The sequence below is a fragment of the Pantoea sp. DY-17 genome, from assembly GCF_019795975.1.
Taxonomy (GTDB): domain Bacteria; phylum Pseudomonadota; class Gammaproteobacteria; order Enterobacterales; family Enterobacteriaceae; genus Pantoea; species Pantoea leporis.
Genome location: NZ_JAIMIG010000004.1, coordinates 352,448 through 372,640 on the forward strand (window position 1 = coordinate 352,448; position 20,193 = coordinate 372,640).

The window sequence follows — 20,193 nt, forward strand, 5'->3', positions numbered from 1 at the left end:
ACTCCCGCTTGTTGCATAAAAAAAGTCGCCACATTGGCGACTTTTTTGTTTATGGGGGTAAATTAAGCGGCCATCATTGGCAAAAATGCCGATCGGTTAAGCCCCGCATCAAACCGCCGCCCATTTCGTAGCGGCGCGCTTGATCGCACAATGAATTGCGCCGCTACCCTGTGTGCGGCGCTCAGTGATTTGTTTTTTCAGCGCTTAACCGACAGGCATTAAGCCAGCCCTGTCGGCCACGTCCTTTACTTCAACAACGACAACCCAATCAACAGCGCATTCTCTTCGCGCAACACAGGCAGCGATTGACGCTCCCAGGCGGCAAACAGCGCGGCCAGCGTGGCATCATCCAGCTCACACTGTTCCGCGAGCAACAGCGCGATGATCATCTGCATACCGAATACACGCTGGCACAACTGCAGAAACGCCGCTTCCCACTGTGCATCAGCGGTGCCAGGGAACACGCCGTGATAGGCATGCCATAGCAGATAGTTACGCCACACATTGGCCATCCGCTGCATGACGGTTTGCACCTGCGCATCTTCACGCAGTTCCGCCAGCAGCGGTAACAGCTGCGCATCACTCAGCATGGCTAATTCATTGAGTTTCATTACCAGCGTCATGCCGGTGAGCGGATCGAGAGTCGCATCCAGCTCAACCTGCGCCAGCTGGCGCAACACAGCTAACGGATACGCATCAATCTGCGGCAGCGAAGCAAAGGCTTCCGCCAGCAGTCCGCTGTTCATCAACGCCAGCAACTCCTCACCCACCTGCTGAATCTCATCCACTTCCTGCAGTTGCTGGCATTTGCTCAGCAGCACACCTGCCGCGTACAGCTTCTCTGCCAGCGGGGCTTCTTCGTTGCCCAGCAGGAAAATCGCCTGTTGATTGAGCATTTGCAAGCGCGAGCAGAGTGCCGGCGCATCCTGCGCTGCAGCCAGGGTATGCTGTAAGGCGAAGGCATCGACATCAAATAAAATCGCCGATGCGGCGGCATCACAACGCAGATCGGCGCTGGCACGCTGCTCTTCACGCCAGCGCAAATGCCGCAACGGTTTTTCGCCGTTGCAGCCAGCGCAGCGGCACTGCCAGGGTTGCGCCTGCAGGCGAGTCACATATTCCGGGGTATAACTGTTTGCGGTATTCATGGTTGCTCCTGTGCACCGACCTGCGGCACGACACCTAATTTACGGAAAAAGCGCGCGGTACATGCCTGCCCATTGTCATCTTCGCTGCGGAAAAACATGCTGGGATAGAGGGCAAACCAGCGCAGGTCCGCAGTATTGAGATAACCAGCTGCTGTCAGCTGATCCTGTAAACGTTCGATTAAGGGTGCATACGCCTGCTGGTTCACACAGCAGGCCAGATGCGGCAGCGATTGCACGGTGGCGCTGACCACGCCTTCCAGCTGGCTGAGGATATGGCCCGACTCGATTTCGGCAGCCAGATGAAAGCCGTCCCATGCAATATGTTCAAGGGCGCGCAGCAGGCGATTAAGGGCATCGATGCAACGCTGCTGACGTACCCAATCGAGGCGGCTATCGAGCAGCAAATAGTTTGGCCACTGCTCGCGCTGGGCACGTTGCGTCACGGCCAAATGCGTCAGGCGGGAATCGTTTTTCACTGGCGCAATCTGCTCCAGCTGTGCCAGCGATAAACCCGCATCCCGCAGTCTTTGGCTAAATGCGGTTAGCAGGTTGGCGTCGTCGCCTACCAGCACCACGCGATGGAAAAAGGCCCAGTTCGGCTGTTGTGATAACGGTGCCTGATGCAGGCGCTGATAAAACTTACGCATAAACGTGTCAGGTACCGCTTCATCCAGCGTGACGCGCTGGGCTTCACAGCTGCCGAGGACAAAGTCTTTGTCAAAGGTATTGCTGCTGTGCGACACGCAGAGAATCGAGCGCCACGGATCGAGCAACAGCACCGGCGCGGTGAAGTGATTGGTGAAACCCAGCTCTTCGCCTAAGGTGGCACGATCGTCGTAACGGTGTTTTTTCAGGAAGTTACGATGATAGGCAAAGGTGCCATTCAGCACGTTACGCGCCCCGTTATCGCTGCTCATAAAGATGCGATTCACATGGCTGTACCAAATTGGGATCACATTACATGCCGCAAATAACGCCTTGTGGCGACGCATTTCGTTAATGGTGTAACTGAGCTTATCAGCGCGATAAAAGTCATCATCGTCCATGCACACAATGTATTCGCCGCGCGCCAGTTCATTCACCCGGTTGCGCTTGGCGCCAATCGTCATGCGTTCGCTTTGATGGTAATAGCGAATCAGCTCCGGATTCGGCGAGTAGCGCGTCAGCGAGGCGATAAGTTCGGCGTTGCTCTGCGGTGAATCGTCGAGAATCACCAGTTCGCGGCGATCGGCCGGATAATCCTGATACTGAAACATGTACAGCAGATAAGGCAGAAACTCGCGGCGATTCCACGTTGGCGTCACCACGCTGATAAACGGCAGTTCGCCCTGTTTCAGCGGCTGGCGTTTGCTCATCAATTGGTTAAACAGCCGATTGCTCATGCGAATTTCCCTCGATTACGCAGCCAGCACTGCATGGCCTGCGCATCAGTGAGTTTCTGCTGTTGTTGTTGACGCGCCTGTGCCAGCGCCTGCTGTTGCTGCTCCAGCACCAGCGAGACGGTTTTCTCCTGACACGCGTGGCTGATTAGCTCGGTTTGCAGTTCATCCTGCTGTTTTTCAGCCAGTGCCGACGCCTGCGTCTGCCAATCAATCACGCGCTGAATATTGGTTTTATAACGCGCCAGATTGCTGAGCTGCGTGGCATTCGCCCCTTCTGTGCCGGTGCCGCCGCCCAAACGATTGAGCGCCGAAATATTATTTTGATAGCGCTGCACCAGCTGCTTTTGCTGCGCCAGCTGGCTGCTGAGATCGTTCACTTTGCGCTCGCGCATGTCGCGCAGTTGCGTCAGGGTGGCGATCATTTTTTGTTTTCTGATCATGCCTTGCCTTATGCCTGGCTCAGGGCCAGCAGGTCATTAATGGATTGCGCCAGCGCGGCGGGTTGATCCACCGTCTGACACAGGAAACTGGTGATTGCCGGCTGCAAGCGCACCGCGCGGTCGGCTTGCGCATCGACGCCTGCTACATAGCCACCCAGCGGCAGCAGCGGTTTGATGGCCATGTAATCGGCGTACAGCTGCTTGAGCGTACGCGCCGCCAGCTGATGATCTTTGTCGGTGATTTGGCTCATGCAACGGCTGATGCTTTGCGCGATATCGATCGCCGGATAGTGGCCCGCTTCGGCCAGCGCACGCGTCAACACAATGTGGCCATCCAGCACCGCACGTGCGCAGTCAACAATCGGATCCTGCTGGTCATCCCCTTCCGCCAGCACGGTGTAAATGGCGGTCATGCTGCCGTTCGAGGCGCTGTTGCCCGCGCTCTCCACCAGCCGGGGAATGATGCCAAACGCCGAAGGCGGATAGCCTTTGGTGGCCGGCGGTTCGCCGAGTGACAGCGCAATTTCACGCTGCGCCATGGCGTAACGCGTCAGTGAATCGACCAGCAGCAGCACGTCATAACCGGCATCGCGATACCACGCCGCCAGCGTGTGGCATAGCTCGGTGGCTTTCATGCGCATCAGCGGCGATTCATCTGCCGGCGCGGCCACCACCACTGATTTCGCCATGCCAGCCGGGCCGAGCGCGTGGTCGATAAACTCTTTGACTTCGCGGCCACGCTCGCCAATTAGCCCCACGATCACCACCTGCGCATTGGTGCTGCGGGTGATCATGCCGAGCAGCACACTTTTACCCACGCCCGAACCGGCCATTAAGCCAACGCGCTGGCCTTTACCGATGGTCAGCAGACCGTTGATGGCGTTGACGCCCACATCCAGCGGTTCCGCCACCGCTTTACGCGTCAGCGGATGAATTTGTGTAGGCTGGGTTGGCAGCACATCATCGCCGCCCAGCTTGCCTTTGCCGTCGATTGCTTCGCCGAGGCCGTTAACCACGCGCCCGAGCCAGCCTTCGCCAATCAGGATGTCGCTCTGTTTTTCCTGGGGAAAAACGCGGGCGCCCGCCATCAGCCCTTCCGGGCTTTTGAACGGCATCAGCCAGGTGACATCACGATCAAATCCCACCACCTGCGCGGCCAGCAGCGTGCCATCGGCCTGCTCGACGTTGCAGCGCTGGCCGACGGCTAAGCGGCAACCGACACTTTCCAGCAGAATGCCGTTAACGCGCACCAGCCGTCCGGCGACACGCGCCAGCGGGATATTTTCCAGCGATTGCAGTAGGTTATTGAAGGATTGCGTCATGATGGTTCCTGTTAGTGCTGTGCGGCCTGCCCCTCACCCCAGCCCTCTCCCGCCAGCGGGAGAGGGAGCTGCTTGTTCCCTCTCCCACAGGGAGAGGGTTAGGGTGAGGGCATCCAGCCGCTACGCATTTACAAATTCTCCTGCAGCACACTCATGCACTGGCTCAACCGCTGATTGCAGCCAATATCCATTTCACTGGCATCGGTGACAATGCGGCACTCGCCGGGCTCCATTTCGCTGTCGGCGACTAAGCCCCAGCTTTTCACTTTCTTCGGCTCCAGCTCTTTGATGCGGCTGAACTCTTCCGCATTCATCAATACCCGCAGCTGCTTCGGCCGCTCCGGCAAGCTGGTCAGCGCTTCGTCCACCAGCGCCAGCAGCTGCGAAGGCTGCAGCGCCAGCTCAACGCGGATCACCTGACGCGTCACTTTCTCCACCAGCGCTAACAGTTCGCTTTTGCGGCGCTCTTCGTGTTCATCCAGCTGCTGCTGTAACTGCCTGCTCAACGCATCCAGCGGCTGCCCGGCGCTGAGAAAGTGCTCCAGCGCCTGCTGCTTGCCAGCGTCAAAACCCTGCTGCTTACCTTCAGCACGCCCGCGCGCCACGCCTTCCTCATACCCCTGGCTGTTGCCCTGCTCTAAACCCTGGGCAAAACCATCGCTGATGCCCTGCTGAAAACCATCCATCAGCTGCTGTTGCAGCGTCGCCGCGTCAGCAGGCACGCCGGATTCGTCACTGCGCTGCCAGGCTTTGCGCAGCGGGGGAAACTGATGCAAACGCATCTGTTTGCTGGTCATCGCTTACTCCACCGTTTGTTCGCTAAACAGCTGAATTTGGATCTCGCCGCTTTCCGCCAGTTCACGCACGCGCGTCATGATCTCTTTGCGCACCTGCTCAATACGGCTGATCGGCACAGGACCGAGGCGCGAAGTGGTGTTCTGCAGCAGCTGCACCTGACGGCGCGGCATGGCATCGTAAATCGCCTGGCTCAACATCGGCTCGGTGCCTTTCAGCGCCACCGCCCATTGATCCATTGGCACCTCTTCCAGCAGACGCCCAAGTACTGCGCTGTTCTGGCGGCTGAGGATAAAGAACTCGTACATTTCGCTTTTCAGCTCATCCACCACCGCTTCATCACGCATCTCCAGCTGCGCCAGTAGCGCCTGCTGATTACCGCTGATGCGGTTAACGATGTTGGCGGCCTGACGCATGCCCTGCACTTTCGAGCCGTGTTCGGACAGCACCGCCACGCCGCGATCGATCAGGCGATCCAGCTCATCCACCACATCGCGGTTGATGTCATCAAGACGCGCCACGCGATAGAGAATTTCGTCCTGACGCGATTCGTCGAGCTGCGCCAGCACGCCAGCGGCGACATCCGGCGGCAGGAAGGCGAGAAAAACCGCCTGCAACTGCAGATGTTCCTGGGCGATCATCGCCGCCAGCTGCGGCGTATCGACCCACTGCAACCGCGCCATCCGATGACGAATCTCATCGCCGTAGATGCCGTTAATGACGCTGCGGGCGATTTCACCGCCCAACGCACGTTCAAGGATGTTGCGCAGATAGCTGCGCGACGCGCCGTTAATGCCGCTCTGTTCGCGGTATTCCTGGAAAAAATTGTTCATCGCCAGGCGGGCATGCGTCAGCTTGACGCCGTGCAGGCGCGCCATGGTTTCCGACAGGCGCAGCACTTCTTCGCGGCTCATCTTGCTCATCACCTGCGCAGCGGCTTCTTCGCCGATGCTCAGCAGCACGATGGCGGCCTGCTCCAGACGCGAGCGCACCTTGGTGGTCTGGTCGCTGCTTTTGCTATTTTTACTTTCTGTTGCTTCGCTCATTGCTGCTGATCCATTGTTTCAACACTTCGGCGACGCGATCGGTTTCGCTCTGCGCCAGGTTTTGGAGATGATTGATTTTGGTTTCCAGGCCAGAGCTCTGCGGCGGTAAGTTGTCGTCGCCGTTAAAGCTGTTGCCCGGCAATACCGGTGTATCCTCTTCCGCCTCGGCCACGGTTGCTGGCAGCGCGGCGCTGGCGTCAGGCGCCTCGTTCACGGCCGGCTGGCGCGCCACACGGCGCATCATCGGCAGCAGACCAAACAGAATCACCAGCAGTGCCAGCAGGCCAATGCCGCCGCGCTCTGCCCACAGCAGCGTGCTGTCGCGTTCCCACCACGGCAGCGCAGCTTCGGGCGGCACTTCCGGCTGATTAAAGGCCAGCAGTGCCAGCGATAACTCATCGCCGCGCTCGCTATCGATACCGGCCGCTTTGGTCAACAAGGCGTTGATTTGCGTTTGGTTATCCGCCGTCCAGCCCTGCACCACCGCCGCGTTTTGATTCAGCACCACGGCCACGGTCAGTTTCTGCACCTGATAGCCCTGATGTTTGATATGGCGAACATCGCGATCCCAGTTGAACTGGCGCTGTGCCTGATTACGCGAGGACATCTGCGGTTGTGCGTTGTTTTGCGCGGGTGCATTGGCCGGACGGTTGCTGAGCGACCCCGGAATACCGACCGCCAGCTGCTCGGTGGTGTTGTCCTGCGCCAGTTGCTCACTCGCCACGCGCGGTTCGTTAAGGAAGCGTTCCTGCGTCTCTTCGACCTGGCTGAAGTCAACGCGCGGTACCACGCTCACGCGGAAGTTTTCATGTCCCAGCACCGGCACCAGCAGGTTGGCGATGTTGCGTTCTACCTGCTCACGCATCTGCTGCACCATCTCGCCGCTGTTACGCAGGCCGGTACGCCCCTTCAGCTGGTCAGCGATATTCGCCGACAGCAGCGCGCCTTGTTGATCGACAACACTAACCAACTCGGCCTTCATGCCCGGCACGCTGTTCGCCACCAGACTCACCACCGCGCCAACCTGTTCGTCGCTGAGTTGACGACCATATTTCAGGCGCAGAACCACGGAAGCGGTGCTGTTTGGTTTATTGGAAAGAACAAACGAGCTGGTTTCCGAAATGCCGAGATGCACGCGGGCAAAATCCACGCTGTCCAGCGCCATGATGCTCTGGGCCAGTTCGCCTTCCATGCTGCGGCGCAGACGCACGTTCTGTACGAACTGGCTGCTGCCGAGCATCTCTTCTTTATCCATCAGCTCGTAGCCGTCAGGCGTGGCTGCGCGGATGCCTTTAGCGGCCAGCGCCATGCGCGCCCTGGGCAAATCACCTTCGCGCACCAGCACCATGCCGCTGTCGGGCGCAACGCGATATTTCAGCCCTTCACCGCTCAGCGTGGCCACCACGTCGGACATCGGCAGGTTCTCCTGGGTGCCGAACAGCGTGGTCCACTTGTTATTGCTCTGCCACAGCAGTGCCACGATCACCGCGGTGATGACTGCCGCAATCGCCGCCGGCAGCAGCCATTTTTTCACTGTGGCTTGCAGGTTCGCAGGCAGCAGCGCTTGTAATTTATCCAGCACGTCTCAACTCCATTTACATTGGGCTATTGATGACTTCATCGAAGCCCTGTTGCAGCTTGTTGCGTACCTGCATCAGCGCCGAGAACGCCACACTGGCTTTCTGACTTTCAATCATCGCGCCACTCAAATCATCGCTCAGGCCCATATCAATGGCCGTTTGCTTCTCAGACGCGACATGCTGCTGGCGATCAACGCTGCCGATGGACCCCTTCAGCACCTCGGTGAAACTCGGGGTGCTAAGCGAAGCCATTTGACTGGCCGGCGCGATAGGGCTGGTTTGCGCCTGCAGCTGCATACGTTGCATCTCGGCCATCATGTTGCCCTGCACGCCGATAGCGGGAAGTTTGTCTAACATTGTGTCGTTCTCTTTTATCAGGCGCAGCCGAGGTCAAAGCCCTGCTCGCGCATGGAGGCCAGTCGATAGCGCAGTGCGCGTGGAGTAATGCCAAGAAACTCGGCGGTTTTGGATTTGTTTCCCTGATGGCGTTTCAGCAAATCAAGGATGTATTGCGATTCGGCGCGACGACCGTGACTCTTGATCTGGCATTCGTCGGCGTTGGCGGCATCGCCCAGCGGCTGCACCATCACTTCGGGCAACAAGGTGGTGCTGACTTTCAGGTTGAAGCAACCTGCGTGCAGATCGCCATCGGCGCACATAATCAGGCCGCGTTGCATGATGTTTTCCAGCTCACGCACGTTGCCCGGCCAGCTGTAATTTTCCAGCGCCTGGCGACCACATTCGGTGATGCGCGGTTGATGTTTAACAAAAGCCTTATACTTTTCGATAAAGCGTTCGGCCAACGGCAGGATGTCTGCGGTACGTTCACGCAGCGGCGTGATGTGCATTGGCACCACCGACAGGCGATAGAACAGGTCCTGACGGAAACGCCCTTCGGCGATCTCCACTTCCAAATCTTTATTCGTTGAGGCAATTAAACGGATATCGAGCGGAATCTTTTTATGGCTGCCGAGGCGCTCAACTTCCTGCTCTTGTAATACGCGCAGCAATTTAACCTGCAGCGCTAATGGCATATCACCGATTTCATCCAGTAATAATGTGCCACCGTTGGCTAATTCAAACTTACCGGGCTGGCTACTCACCGCACCGGTAAACGCGCCTTTTTCATAACCGAATAAAATCGCTTCCAGCATATTTTCTGGAATCGCCGCACAGTTAACCCCCACATAAGGTGCCGAAGCGGGGAATGCGTGTTGATGGATATATTTCGCCACACACTCTTTACCGGTGCCCGTTTCACCGGTAATTAATACCGGCACATTGAATTTTGCTACACGTTGCGCCAGTGCAAACAGATTCACACTCGATGATGCCTGAGCGATAAAACGGTCATCGTTATTCTTTTGCATTGAGTCAGCCCTATTCATAATGAAAAAATTCCTGAACACCAAATAAAAGGCTCATCTATATAAAGAGAAGATCGGCCTTTATTACGCATGACATTTCATACGTAGCCCTAAGGTGAAAGCCAGACTATTCGTTATTAAGAATCGGCTTATCTCAAGCCAGGTAAAGATGCCGAATTGCTGGTTCCGCCTGTGTTGTGCGCTGAGTATACGTATCGGACTATTCCTGGCTAGCATCTTCGCAATATTAAAACATTAATCTATGTTTATTAGCAGCTTAGCTAATTTAATTAATCTTAATCGCGGTTTTCAATTAATGGATTAATAAGTTTTCTCATCTTGTTTTAATCAGACAGAAACGTTTTAATTTGCATCAGAGAAAACATCTCGCTTAAAAAGATTAGAAGATTCCTATATCAGCAAATCCTTAATATTTAAGATGTGGCTGATAAGCTGAATCGCTAGCGGGATCGCATTCATTCTATTAAAGACAGGCTCGCCCTGACAAACGGAAGCATGAAGATGCGCACGAAATCCAATCGGATGAGAATCTATACCGCAGAGAATCAGCCTGAGCTGATGAAACTGGAAGTCAATAAACTCGGTCGCCCTTATCACAAGGTGCCGAAAGTATTTAAAGATAATAGCGATCGCTTAGACGCCAAGCTGGGTATCTATTTTCTGAAGAAGTTTCGTGTTGATGTCAGTTTGCGCGATATGCAATTTCAGATGGATTGTGCGGTTAAGCAGGCCACCATTTTCAGCAGTGAATTGGGCAACCTGGCATTTCGCCTCGACCGCGCCTTATTACTGAATATTTTACACGACTATTACGGATTATCACGCGACGACCAGCATGAGTTAACGGCCGATAATTTTCCGGTAACCAAAACGGAAGAGCGTTTGCAAATGAAACTGGCCAGCGAGCTGGTGCATTTAATTTGCGGTGACGAGTTATTTACCGAAGCGCTGACCATTAAACCGGACCCGGCATCGTTATTAACCCAATGGTCTTATCGTGTGGATTTCTTCCTTGACGGTTACAGCAATGGCAAGTTCTCGCTGCTGCTGGACGCTGCGCACGTTGACCGTTTACTCAGCACGCTGCGCCAACCTGCCGAGGCGAATCGCAACACGCCGGTGCCGACCCGTCCACACAGCTTTAAGCAGTTGCCGGTGCGCCTGCGCGGACGCTTAGCCACGCTGCCAATGACGGTAGCGGACCTGGCACGTCTGAAGCCGGACGATGTCCTGCCCTTTGCCATGAATGACCGCATTCCACTGCTGGTGGGCGATCAACCGTTGTTTAGCGCCGTAATCTGCGAAGAGCGCGGCAAACTCTTTTTCTCCGAATTCAGTGACCGTACGAGTGAATAACATGAGCGATTTAAATGATTTAGCCACTGCGCTGGACCTCGATTTTAACCTGGAAAACCAGCCTGAAACGGAAGTAGCCGAGCCGGTTACTGCGGTCACGCGTGACGCACCGCGCAACCTCGCGCTGTTCAGCCGCATTCCGGTCACGCTGACGCTGGAAGTGGCGTCAGTAGAGATCTCTCTCGCCGACCTGATTGGCGTGGGCAACGATTCGGTCATTGAACTGGATAAGCTGGCCGGTGAACCGCTGGACGTGAAAGTGAACGGCATTCTGTTTGGTAAAGCCGAAGTGGTGGTGCTGAACGACAAATATGGTCTGCGCCTGATTGAGTTCAACAACAGCGATCTTAGCGAACTGGCGGGCTAATGATGATGCGCAATTCCGGCTGGATGAAAGGAGGGCTGGCGCTGGCTGGCCTGCTGCTGGCGCCAACACTGGCACTGGCAGAACAGAACGGACTGCCGTTGTTCTCGGCTGTGCCCTCCGCCAATGGCGGCCAGGAGTACAGCGTAAAAGTTGAAATTCTGATTCTGATGACGCTGCTCGGCTTGCTGCCGATCATGATGCTGATGATGACCTGTTTTACCCGCTTTATCATTGTGCTGGCTCTGCTGCGTCAGGCAATTGGCCTGCAGCAAAGCCCGCCGAACAAAGTGCTGACCGGCATCGCGCTGGTGCTGACGCTGCTGGTGATGCGTCCGGTGTGGACCAACGTCTATGACAACGCGGTTGTCCCATATCAGAACAATGAAATCAGCCTGCAACAGGCGCTGAGCACCGGTCAGGTGCCGCTGAAAAAGTTCATGCTGTCGCAAACTCACAGCACCTCGCTGGCGCAGATCATGACCATTGCGAACGCGACCGGCGAGCCGGAAGCGCAGGATCTCACTATCATCGCGCCGGCCTTTGTGCTGAGCGAGCTGAAAACCGCCTTTAAAATTGGCTTCATGATCTACATCCCGTTCCTGGTGATCGACCTGATCGTCGCCAGTATTTTGATGGCGATGGGGATGATGATGCTGTCACCGCTGATTGTCTCGCTGCCGTTCAAACTGATTCTGTTTGTGCTGTGTGACGGCTGGTCGCTGATTGTAGGCACGCTGACGCAGAGCGTGCAGGGGCTGGGATTATGATGAATATCGACATTGCCGGCGACATTCTGGCGCAGGGCCTGAAGCTGGTGCTGATGATCTCTGCGGTTGCCATTGTGCCCAGTCTGATCACTGGCCTGCTGGTGAGTATTTTCCAGGCCACCACGCAGATCAACGAACAGACGCTGAGCTTTCTGCCGCGTCTGATCATGACGCTGCTGGTGCTGGTGTTTGCCGGTAAATGGATGCTGACGCAGCTGATCGATTTCACCCAGCTGATCTTTCAGCAAGCCGCGCAGCTAGTAGGCTAACGATGGATATCGCCATCAACGATCTGATCCAACCGATCTTCGCGCTGTGGCTGCCCTTCGTGCGCATCTATGCCTTTATGCACGTTTGCCCGCTGCTGGATAACCGGGCTTTTTCGCGCAAGGCCAAACTGGGTCTGGCGCTGCTGCTCAGCATCATTATGACGCCGATGCTGGCGCACAACGTGGTGCTGCGTGACCTGATGTCGGTACAGAGTTTGATTTTGACCGGCGAGCAAATTTTCTGGGGCTTCCTGTTTGGCCAGATGCTGTGGTGGACCTTCTGGGCGCTGCAGACGGCGGGCAATATTTTGTCGATGAACATGGGCCTCGGCATGGCGGTGATGAACGATCCCACCAGCGGCAGTTCCACCATGGTGATCTCACAGATTATTCAGGTGTGGGCCGCGCTGCTGTTTTTCAGCATGGATGGGCATTTGCTGCTGATGTCGATTCTGTTTAGCGGTTTTACCTACTGGCCGATTGGCCAGGCAATTAATGAGATTTCCCTGCGTACGCTATCGGGCGGCGTGGGCTGGATCTTCAGCGGCGCGCTGCTGCTGGCGATGCCGACGGTGATCATCATGATGCTGGTACAGGGCGTATTTGGCCTGCTGAACCGCATTTCACCGACGCTGAACCTGTTCGCGCTGGGCTTCCCGATCAGCATGCTGTTCGGCCTGTTCTGCTTCACCTTGCTGATGGGCAATGTCGGCAGCCACTACCTTGAGCTCACCAATCAGGTGCTCGGTATGTTGGAAAAAATGAGGAGCTACTGATGGCCGATGCAGGAAGTGGTGATAAGAGCGAAAAACCCAGCCCGGGAAAACTGCGTAAAGCGCGTGAAAAAGGCGACATTCCCCGCTCCAAAGAGGTGAACCTGGCCGTTAGCCTGGTGATGGCGCTGGTGATGATGGGCCTGTTTTTTCCCTACTATCGGGGGTTAATCCAGGCGTCCTTTCAGGCCGTACGCCAGATGGCCGATCGCATCCAGGATGACGGCGCGCTGCACCAGTTTATGCTGACGCAGGTGCTGATCATCATGAAATTTATCGTCACGCTGATCCCGATCCCTTTCGCCGCCGCCCTTTCAACGCTGGTGCCGGGTGGCTGGATCTTTGTGCTGACACGCATTAAGCCAGACTTTAAAAAGCTCAATCCGATCAGCGGAGTAAAGCGCATGTTCTCGATGCAGCACTACGTTGAGGTGTTGAAGATGATCGCCAAATGTTTGCTGATGCTGGCGCTGCTGTGGAGCACCATTACCGGCAATCTGACTGCGATGATGGATCTGCAAGGCCTGTTTTTACGCGACGCCATCAATCAGGGCCTGCACCTGTTCGAGTCGATGATGCGGCTGTTTATCCTCACCATCGTGCTGTTCGCGGTGATTGATGTGCCGCTGACCAAATTCTTCTTCACCAAAAAAATGAAGATGTCGAAGAAAGAGGTGCGCGATGAGCACAAGAACAACGAAGGAAATCCGCAGGTAAAAGGCCGCATTCGTAACCTGCAACGCCAGATGGCGATGGGCCAGATTAACCAGCAAGTGCCGCTGGCGGATGTGGTGATCACCAACCCCACGCACTTCGCGGTGGCGCTGAAATACGACCCGAAAAAGGCCGCTGCACCCTACGTGGTGGCCAAAGGTGTGGATGACGTCGCGCTCTACATCCGAAGCGTGGCCGGTAAACACAAGATTGATGTGGTGGAGTTTCCGCCGCTGGCGCGCGCTGTCTATCGCAGCACGCGTATCAACCAACAAATTCCCGCAGCCCTGTTCCGTCCGATTGCACAGGTGCTGACTTACGTGATGCAACTGCAAACCTGGCGTAGTGGCCAGGGCGAAAAACCGCGGCTGGATACCCAACTGCCGAACTTAGATGAGGTAATGAAAGCTCATGAGCCAATTTAATCCGCGCCAGTTAAGCCAGATGCTGCGCCAGGCACACATCGGCGTACCGGTGCTGCTGCTCAGCGTGCTGGCAATGGTGATTTTGCCCCTGCCGCCGATTGTGCTGGATGTGTTATTCACCTTTAACATCGTGCTGGCGATCATGGTGCTGCTGGCGAGCGTGAACAGTAAACGTCCGCTGGATTTCTCCATCTTCCCCACCGTGTTGCTGGTTACCACGTTGATGCGTTTGACGCTCAACGTCGCCTCAACGCGCGTGGTGCTGCTTAACGGCCACGAAGGCGTCGGCGCCGCCGGTAAGGTGATTGAAGCCTTCGGTAATGTGGTGATTGGCGGTAATTTTGTCGTTGGTTTTGTGGTGTTCGTCATTCTGATGATCATCAACTTTGTGGTGGTCACCAAAGGTGCCGAACGTATATCTGAAGTCTCGGCGCGCTTTACGCTTGATGCGTTGCCAGGCAAACAGATGGCGATCGATGCCGATCTCAATGCCGGGTTGATCAATCAGGAACAGGCGCGCACGCGTCGCCAGGATGTGGCAAACGAAGCCGACTTCTACGGTGCAATGGATGGCGCGTCCAAATTCGTACGCGGCGACGCCATCGCCGGCATCATGATCCTGCTGATTAACGTGGTTGGCGGTATTTTGATTGGCGTATTCAAATACGGTTTACCGGCAGGACAAGCGTTTGAACAATATGTCCTGCTGACCATCGGTGATGGCTTAGTCGGACAAATTCCTTCACTGCTGCTCTCAACGGCGGCGGCGATTATCGTGACGCGCATCAGCGATGGTGCGGACATGGGCGATGACATCAAGTCTCAGCTGCTGGCTAAGCCAGGTACGCTGTATACCGCTGCGGCCGTGATGTTTGTGCTGGCGGTGGTGCCGGGCATGCCGCATCTGGTGTTCCTGGTATTTACCGGCCTGCTGCTGTTCGCTGCGTGGCGTCAAAGCCAGAAAATCAAAGCGCCGACGCAAGATCATCACGCTATGGAAGCGATCAACCAGGCGCTGACGCAGCCGGACGATCAGCCCGCCATCGGGTGGGACACTATCCCGATGGTTGAGCCAATCGGGCTGAATCTCGGCTACAAGCTGGTGACGCTGGTGGATAAAGGCAAAGGTGCGCCGCTGACGCTGCGTATGCGTGGCGTGCGGCAAGTGGTGTCGGAAACCAGCGGCGTGCTGCTGCCGGAAATTGCGTTGCGCGAAGATTTCCACCTCAAGCCGGCGCAGTACGCGATCAAGATCAATGGTGTGCGCACCGCCGTCGGCGAAGTGCATGCCGATCGTCTGATGGCGATCCCGACGCCGGAACAGTACGGCGAAATCGATGGCGTATTGGATACCGATCCGGCCTACGGCATGGCGGTGACGTGGATTCTGCCCGAGCAGAAAGCCAAAGCACTGAACCTGGGTTATCAGGTGGTGGATTGCGCCAGCGTGGTGGCCACCCATGTGAATAAAGTGGTGCGCGAGAATCTGCCGGAGCTGTTTAACTACGATGACATCACTCAGCTGCATCAGCGTCTGGCGAATGTGGCGCCTAAGCTGTCGGAGGATGTGAATGCGGCGGTGAACTTCAGCTTGCAGCTGAAAGTGTATCGTCTGCTGCTGAACGATCAGGTGTCGCTGAAAGACATCACCACCATCGCGACGACGTTGCTGGAGAGCGCGGCGATCACCAAAGATCCGATCCTGCTGACTTCCGATGTGCGCTATGCCCTGCGTCGCGCCATGGTGGCGGCGATTGCGCCGGACAACAAACCGCTGTCGGCTTATACGCTGGAAAACAGCCTGGAGAATCTGCTGCTGGCGGCGCTGAATCAGGCACAGCAAGCCGGCAAAGTGGCGCTGGATAGCTTCCCGGTTGATCCGAATATTCTGACGCAGCTGCAAAGCACGCTGCCGGTGATGGTGGAGCAGTTGAAAGCGCAGAACCTGACGCAGGTGCTGCTGGTAACGCCGCAACTGCGCCCGCTGATTGCGCGCTACGCCCGTCTGTTTGCCAATGGGTTGAATGTGTTGTCGTACAACGAAGTTCCAGATGATGCGAATTTGCAGATTGTGGGTCAGGTTTCTTGATTTATTCCTCTGCGGCTTGATGCCCTCACCCCGGCCCTTTCCCACAAGTAGAAAGGGTAGTTAGAACGGGCTCAATCGGTTCCCTCGCCCGCTTGCGGGAGAGGGTTAGGGTGAGGGAAACACCGACCCCTCGCAACTGTTATAAAAAAACACAGCGAATCTGTCTCTAATTCGCTTCACTGTTATGTGCTTTACTGGCAGGCAGTGATAATTAGAGGTGAACAATGGACGCGATCAAACAAATCCTGCTCGACGAAATCGCCACGCTGAACCGCGAAGGACAGCGTGATAATTTGCCGCGCTTTAGCTTTTCCTTCCTCAAAACCCATCCGGGGCTCTGGGCCATCATGTATCTGTGCTACGCGCTGTGCGTGGCGCTGATCTTTTCAACCGACATGCTCGGCTGGCCAGCGTTCTGGTTTGCCACGGTGTTTGTGGTGGTGATGAGCGTGCTGATGCTGATGGATATCAACCCGAAATATCGCTTCGAAGATATCGACACGCTGGATTTGCGCGTTTGTTACAACGGCGAATGGTATTACGTGCAGCCGGTTTCTCAACAAGCGCTGGATAAGATCCTCGATAACCCCCACACGCCGGAGCGCGTACGCAGCGGCATTGATCGCCTGATGAAGCAGAAAGGTGAAGTGGATTTCTACGACGTTTACTATCTCACCTGGGGCCACCAGCAGGCGGCCCAGGTTTAACCGTTTAGCTTGCTAATCAGTTTTCCCAACGTCTCTACCGCCGCCTCGGCGCGTGCATCCCACGGCCAGGCGGTGTTGAAGCGGAAACAGTGGCTAAAGCCCTCGCGGCTGGAAAACAGCTGGCCGGGCGCGATACTGATGCCCTGCTGCAAGGCCAAATGATACAGCTCAGTAGTATTGATCTGCGCCGGCAGCGCAACCCAGAGAAAATAACCGCCCGGCGTATCGCTGATGCTGGCCTCAGCAGGTAATACCCGGCGCAGCGCCTGTTGCGCCAGCTGCTTACGTTTAGCCAGCGTCTGCCTTAGCTTCTTTAAATGCGTATCGTAGCTGCGCGTGCTGAGGAAATCGGCCAGGGCCAGCTGCATCGGCGCGCTGGTCGAGAGCGTGCTCATCAACTGAATACGCTGCACGCGCTGCGCATGACGTCCGGCAGCCACCCAACCGACACGAAATCCCGCCACCAGATTCTTCGAGAAACTTCCGCAGTGCAGCACGTTGCCATCAAGATCAAAAGCTTTAGCCGGCAGCGGTTTGTCATGGCCTTCATACAGATCGCCGTACACATCGTCTTCAATCATCGCCACGTTGTAGCGCGCCAGCAGTTCCACCAACTGCTGCTTGCGCTCGGCGCTCAGGGTGAAGCCGAGCGGATTTTGCCGGTTGGTCATCAGCCAGCAGGCTTTCACCGGCCAGCGCTGCAAGGCCTGCTCCAGCTCATCCAGATCCATGCCGTGTTCGACATCGCTGGCGATGGCAATCGCGTTCAGCTTGAGGCGTTCTATCGCCTGTAGCGCACCATAAAACGACGGGTTTTCGAGGATCACCCAATCACCGGGTTCGGTGACGGCTTGCAGGCTGAGGTTGAGCGCTTCCATTGCGCCATTGGTAATGACGATGTCATCCGGCGACAGCGTGATGCCCTGCTGTGCATAGCGCTGGGCGAGAATTTTGCGCAGCGCTTCATTGCCTGGCGGCAGGTTGTTGAGCGCATCGGTGGGCTTTAAGTTGTGTGAGACTTTTACCAGCGAGCGCATCAGCTGGCGCTGCGGGAAGAGTTCGGGATCGGGAAAGGCTGAGCCAAACGGCATGATGGCGGGATTGCGCGTGGCTTGCAGCACGTCGAACACGAAGCTGTTGGTATCCGCCTGATCGGTTTTGCCGATCTCTTGCGTGGGCAGTCGCGGACGGCTTTCGGCGGCGCGCGGCGCCACGTAATAGCCGGATTGCGGCTTTGAGACGATCCAGCCCTGACTCTCCAGCACCTCATAGGCGTGCATCACCGTCATCAGGCTCAACCCGCTCTGCTCCGCCTGCTGACGTAGCGACGGCAGTTTTTCGCCCGGCGGCCAGATGCGCGCCTCGATTTGCGTGCGAAGCTGCTCGACCAACTGCTGATATTTCGCCACCCGAACTCCGATGTAGAGGATTTGGCGGCTAGTTTCCCTCACCCTAACCCTCTCCCGCAAGCGGGAGAGGGAATGAAGGCGTTAAGGCACCTGCTCCAGCGCTAACTCTTCTTGATAAAAATTCGGCAACTCGCCAATGCGTTCCGGCGGCACCGGTTTGCCCAGCAAATAGCCCTGCAACGTATCGCAGCCTAAACCGGTGAGGAACGCCTGTTGACCCTGGGTTTCTACCCCTTCGGCGACCACTTTCAGATGCAACGACTGCGCCAGCGCGACAATGGCGGAGACGATGGTGGCATCTTCCGAATGCGCCTGCAGTTCATTAACAAAAGCGCGATCGATTTTCAGCTCGCTGGCCGGTAACCGCTTGAGATACAACAAGCTGGAGTAACCGGTGCCGAAATCATCAATCGAGGCTTTTACGCCCATGTTGGTGAGTTCGGTGAGGATACGCACGCTCTCTTCCGGATCGCGCATCGCCGTGGTTTCGGTCACTTCCAGCGTCAAAAGTTCAGCCGGAATCTGGTGCTGCGTCAGCGCCTCGGTAACGGTTTCCACCAGATTGCTTTGCTCAAATTGTACAGCCGACAAATTGACCGCCACCGACCAGTGCGGATGACCCTGCAGATGCCAGGCACGCAACTGGCGACAGGCTTCGTTGATCACCCAATTGCCGATGTTAATGATCATGCCGGTCTTTTCCGCCATCGGCAGAAAGGCGTCCGGCGCCAGCAGACCGCGTGAAGGATGCTGCCAGCGCAGCAGCGCTTCAAAGCCAAGGATCGGGCCGCTCGGCGCGCAGTATTTGGGCTGATAGAACAGGCGTAACTCTTCGTTATCCAGCGCTTGCCACAGATCGTTGTTCAGCTGCAATTGCGACTGCGCCAGCGTGTTCATTGACGGCTGGAAGAAGGTGTAACCGTTGCGGCCGTTGTTCTTGGTGTGATACATGGCGGCATCGGCGTTGAACATCAGCTCGCGATCATCTTTGCCGTCACCGGGGTAAACCGCAATTCCAATACTCAGCGACACCACCAGCTCATAGCGCGAGATATCGAATGGGCGATCCACCGCTTTCACCAGCGTATCAGCAACCGCTGCGGCATCATTGGGTTCATCAATTTCCAGCAGCAGCACAAACTCGTCGCCGCCCATGCGCGCCAGCGTGTAGTGCCCTTTCATCTGTTCGGTCATGCGCTCGGTCACGCCAATCAGCAGGTTGTCGCCCACGTGATGGCCAAAAGCGTCATTTACCGCTTTGAAGCCATCCAGATCCATAAACATCAGCGCAAACTGCGTTTTCTCACGGTTGGCTTTATTGAGGGCTTGCTCCAGACGATCTTCTAACAAAATACGGTTGGGCAGACGCGTCAGGTTATCGTGTAGCGCCAGCTGTGCCAGCTCACGGTTGGCTTCCGCCAGCGAGTGGGCGAGGATCGAGGTGCGCGCTTGCAGACGTGCATCGAGCATTGAGACCAGCAAAGTAATGCCGAGGATCGCTAGCGTCACCACCGTCACCACCACCGCCAGCCAGTTGCTGTTTACGCCCATGTGCGTTGCATGGCTGTGCATCGGGAAATTGGCCGCCGCCATGCCGGTGTAGTGCATGCCGGCAATCGCACAGCCCATCACCACCGATGCGCCTAAACGCAGCGCGGTGACGCGACCGTGACCTTCGCGCAGGTTAAACGCCAGCCAGAGCGCGGCGCCTGAGGCCACCAGCGCAATCGCCACCGATGCCGCCACCCAACCCCAATTCCAGGTGATGCCGGGCGTAAACATCAGCGCCGCCATGCCGGTGTAGTGCATGGCGACCACGCCGGAACCCAGCACCACAGCGCCTCCACACAGTCGCAGCCACGGCAAGGTCGGCGTTGAGCACACCAGCCACAGCGCAAAAACCGAGGCTAATATCGCCACCACCATGGAGGTGACGGTGAGCGTGGGATCATAGCTCATGACCATATCGAGGCTCATCGACAGCATGCCAATGAAGTGCATCGCCCAGATGCCCACGCCCATAGCGAATCCACCGCCGAATAACCAAACCAGCGCCACCTTGCCAGTTGAGGAAGCCACGCGCCCTGCCATATCAAGCGCAGTAAACGAGGCCAGCATCGCTACCAGAATCGAGACGATGACGGTAAACGAATCGTACGAAGTCACTAACATAGTGATTTCCCAAGTAAAAGCCGGTGTAAGTCAGCTGTGGTGTT

19 protein-coding genes are annotated in these 20,193 nt (G+C 56.5%); 8 read left to right on the forward strand and 11 right to left on the reverse strand.

Annotation, left to right across the window (positions count from 1 at the left end):
• Positions 1 to 245 precede the first annotated feature (245 nt).
• From K5Y33_RS18480 to K5Y33_RS18520, 9 genes are all read right to left on the reverse strand, one after another.
• Positions 246 to 1,148 carry a hypothetical protein gene (locus tag K5Y33_RS18480; protein WP_222234839.1) on the reverse strand — a complete coding sequence of 301 codons (903 nt, stop codon included), beginning with the start codon at positions 1,146 to 1,148 and terminating at the stop codon, positions 246 to 248.
• Positions 1,145 to 2,530, reverse strand: coding sequence for a glycosyltransferase family 2 protein (locus K5Y33_RS18485; RefSeq protein ID WP_222234840.1), 1,386 nt, complete (start codon positions 2,528 to 2,530; stop codon positions 1,145 to 1,147). Before K5Y33_RS18485 ends, K5Y33_RS18480 begins: the two co-directional genes overlap by 4 nt.
• Entirely contained in the window at positions 2,527 to 2,970 is a 444-nt protein-coding gene (gene fliJ, locus K5Y33_RS18490) for a flagellar export protein FliJ (protein WP_222234842.1), read from the reverse strand. Before fliJ ends, K5Y33_RS18485 begins: the two co-directional genes overlap by 4 nt.
• 8 nt (positions 2,971 to 2,978) lie before the next feature.
• Positions 2,979 to 4,292, reverse strand: coding sequence for a flagellar protein export ATPase FliI (gene fliI, locus K5Y33_RS18495; RefSeq protein WP_222234844.1), 1,314 nt, complete (start codon positions 4,290 to 4,292; stop codon positions 2,979 to 2,981).
• A gap of 128 nt (positions 4,293 to 4,420) precedes the next feature.
• Entirely contained in the window at positions 4,421 to 5,089 is a 669-nt protein-coding gene (fliH, locus tag K5Y33_RS18500; RefSeq protein WP_222234846.1) for a flagellar assembly protein FliH, read from the reverse strand.
• Between the two features lie 3 nt (positions 5,090 to 5,092).
• On the reverse strand, positions 5,093 to 6,133 hold the full coding sequence (locus K5Y33_RS18505; protein WP_137386521.1) for a flagellar motor switch protein FliG: 1,041 nt from the start codon (positions 6,131 to 6,133) through the stop codon (positions 5,093 to 5,095).
• The gene (fliF, locus tag K5Y33_RS18510; protein ID WP_222234848.1) at positions 6,111 to 7,715 is read right to left on the reverse strand and encodes a flagellar basal-body MS-ring/collar protein FliF; all 1,605 of its coding nucleotides are present in this window, start codon (positions 7,713 to 7,715) and stop codon (positions 6,111 to 6,113) included. The genes K5Y33_RS18505 and fliF overlap by 23 nt, the downstream gene beginning before the upstream one ends.
• A gap of 13 nt (positions 7,716 to 7,728) precedes the next feature.
• Positions 7,729 to 8,070, reverse strand: coding sequence for a flagellar hook-basal body complex protein FliE (locus K5Y33_RS18515; RefSeq protein ID WP_137386523.1), 342 nt, complete (start codon positions 8,068 to 8,070; stop codon positions 7,729 to 7,731).
• A 17-nt stretch (positions 8,071 to 8,087) separates the two neighbouring features.
• Positions 8,088 to 9,083, reverse strand: coding sequence for a sigma-54-dependent Fis family transcriptional regulator (locus K5Y33_RS18520; RefSeq protein ID WP_246862537.1), 996 nt, complete (start codon positions 9,081 to 9,083; stop codon positions 8,088 to 8,090).
• Positions 9,084 to 9,623: 540 nt separating this feature from the next.
• Between K5Y33_RS18520 and K5Y33_RS18525 the strand changes: the two genes are divergently transcribed.
• The 8 genes from K5Y33_RS18525 (at position 9,624) to K5Y33_RS18560 (ending at position 16,568) form a co-directional block, all read left to right on the forward strand.
• Complete coding sequence (locus K5Y33_RS18525; protein WP_255610366.1) at positions 9,624 to 10,457, forward strand: FliM/FliN family flagellar motor C-terminal domain-containing protein; 834 nt, start codon at positions 9,624 to 9,626, stop codon at positions 10,455 to 10,457.
• Position 10,458: 1 nt separating this feature from the next.
• Positions 10,459 to 10,824 (forward strand): flagellar motor switch protein FliN, encoded by a 366-nt coding sequence (gene fliN / locus K5Y33_RS18530; RefSeq protein WP_137386526.1) that lies wholly within the window; start codon positions 10,459 to 10,461, stop codon positions 10,822 to 10,824.
• On the forward strand, positions 10,824 to 11,591 hold the full coding sequence (gene fliP, locus K5Y33_RS18535) for a flagellar type III secretion system pore protein FliP (protein WP_222234852.1): 768 nt from the start codon (positions 10,824 to 10,826) through the stop codon (positions 11,589 to 11,591). Before fliN ends, fliP begins: the two co-directional genes overlap by 1 nt.
• Positions 11,588 to 11,860: a flagellar biosynthesis protein FliQ gene (fliQ, locus tag K5Y33_RS18540; RefSeq protein WP_168197468.1), complete on the forward strand. Its 273-nt coding sequence runs from the start codon at positions 11,588 to 11,590 to the stop codon at positions 11,858 to 11,860. The genes fliP and fliQ overlap by 4 nt, the downstream gene beginning before the upstream one ends.
• Positions 11,861 to 11,862: 2 nt before the next feature.
• Positions 11,863 to 12,636 (forward strand): flagellar biosynthetic protein FliR, encoded by a 774-nt coding sequence (gene fliR / locus K5Y33_RS18545; protein WP_222234854.1) that lies wholly within the window; start codon positions 11,863 to 11,865, stop codon positions 12,634 to 12,636.
• Positions 12,636 to 13,772 (forward strand): flagellar biosynthesis protein FlhB, encoded by a 1,137-nt coding sequence (gene flhB / locus K5Y33_RS18550; protein WP_222234856.1) that lies wholly within the window; start codon positions 12,636 to 12,638, stop codon positions 13,770 to 13,772. Before fliR ends, flhB begins: the two co-directional genes overlap by 1 nt.
• Positions 13,759 to 15,861 (forward strand): flagellar biosynthesis protein FlhA, encoded by a 2,103-nt coding sequence (locus tag K5Y33_RS18555; RefSeq protein WP_222234858.1) that lies wholly within the window; start codon positions 13,759 to 13,761, stop codon positions 15,859 to 15,861. Before flhB ends, K5Y33_RS18555 begins: the two co-directional genes overlap by 14 nt.
• A 224-nt stretch (positions 15,862 to 16,085) precedes the next feature.
• Complete coding sequence (locus tag K5Y33_RS18560) at positions 16,086 to 16,568, forward strand: YlaC family protein (protein WP_101761807.1); 483 nt, start codon at positions 16,086 to 16,088, stop codon at positions 16,566 to 16,568.
• On the opposite strand, the gene K5Y33_RS18565 is transcribed toward K5Y33_RS18560, so the two are convergent.
• Positions 16,565 to 17,977: a PLP-dependent aminotransferase family protein gene (locus K5Y33_RS18565; protein WP_222234943.1), complete on the reverse strand. Its 1,413-nt coding sequence runs from the start codon at positions 17,975 to 17,977 to the stop codon at positions 16,565 to 16,567. The genes K5Y33_RS18560 and K5Y33_RS18565 overlap by 4 nt on opposite strands.
• 81 nt (positions 17,978 to 18,058) lie before the next feature.
• A complete protein-coding gene (locus K5Y33_RS18570; protein ID WP_222234860.1) occupies positions 18,059 to 20,149 on the reverse strand; it encodes a bifunctional diguanylate cyclase/phosphodiesterase in 2,091 nt (696 codons plus the stop codon).
• Positions 20,150 to 20,193 lie beyond the last annotated feature (44 nt).

What these genes read in the sequence shown, in the direction of transcription:
- K5Y33_RS18480 (WP_222234839.1), bottom strand. Translation starts at nt 1,148, where the DNA reads ATGAATACCGCAAACAGTTATACCCCGGAATATGTGACTCGCCTGCAG.
- K5Y33_RS18485 (WP_222234840.1), bottom strand. Translation starts at nt 2,530, where the DNA reads ATGAGCAATCGGCTGTTTAACCAATTGATGAGCAAACGCCAGCCGCTG.
- fliJ (WP_222234842.1), bottom strand. Translation starts at nt 2,970, where the DNA reads ATGATCAGAAAACAAAAAATGATCGCCACCCTGACGCAACTGCGCGAC.
- fliI (WP_222234844.1), bottom strand. Translation starts at nt 4,292, where the DNA reads ATGACGCAATCCTTCAATAACCTACTGCAATCGCTGGAAAATATCCCG.
- fliH (WP_222234846.1), bottom strand. Translation starts at nt 5,089, where the DNA reads ATGACCAGCAAACAGATGCGTTTGCATCAGTTTCCCCCGCTGCGCAAA.
- K5Y33_RS18505 (WP_137386521.1), bottom strand. Translation starts at nt 6,133, where the DNA reads ATGAGCGAAGCAACAGAAAGTAAAAATAGCAAAAGCAGCGACCAGACC.
- K5Y33_RS18515 (WP_137386523.1), bottom strand. Translation starts at nt 8,070, where the DNA reads ATGTTAGACAAACTTCCCGCTATCGGCGTGCAGGGCAACATGATGGCC.
- K5Y33_RS18520 (WP_246862537.1), bottom strand. Translation starts at nt 9,083, where the DNA reads ATGCAAAAGAATAACGATGACCGTTTTATCGCTCAGGCATCATCGAGT.
- K5Y33_RS18525 (WP_255610366.1), top strand. Translation starts at nt 9,624, where the DNA reads ATGAGAATCTATACCGCAGAGAATCAGCCTGAGCTGATGAAACTGGAA.
- fliN (WP_137386526.1), top strand. Translation starts at nt 10,459, where the DNA reads ATGAGCGATTTAAATGATTTAGCCACTGCGCTGGACCTCGATTTTAAC.
- fliP (WP_222234852.1), top strand. Translation starts at nt 10,824, where the DNA reads ATGATGATGCGCAATTCCGGCTGGATGAAAGGAGGGCTGGCGCTGGCT.
- fliQ (WP_168197468.1), top strand. Translation starts at nt 11,588, where the DNA reads ATGATGAATATCGACATTGCCGGCGACATTCTGGCGCAGGGCCTGAAG.
- fliR (WP_222234854.1), top strand. Translation starts at nt 11,863, where the DNA reads ATGGATATCGCCATCAACGATCTGATCCAACCGATCTTCGCGCTGTGG.
- flhB (WP_222234856.1), top strand. Translation starts at nt 12,636, where the DNA reads ATGGCCGATGCAGGAAGTGGTGATAAGAGCGAAAAACCCAGCCCGGGA.
- K5Y33_RS18555 (WP_222234858.1), top strand. Translation starts at nt 13,759, where the DNA reads ATGAGCCAATTTAATCCGCGCCAGTTAAGCCAGATGCTGCGCCAGGCA.
- K5Y33_RS18560 (WP_101761807.1), top strand. Translation starts at nt 16,086, where the DNA reads ATGGACGCGATCAAACAAATCCTGCTCGACGAAATCGCCACGCTGAAC.
- K5Y33_RS18570 (WP_222234860.1), bottom strand. Translation starts at nt 20,149, where the DNA reads ATGTTAGTGACTTCGTACGATTCGTTTACCGTCATCGTCTCGATTCTG.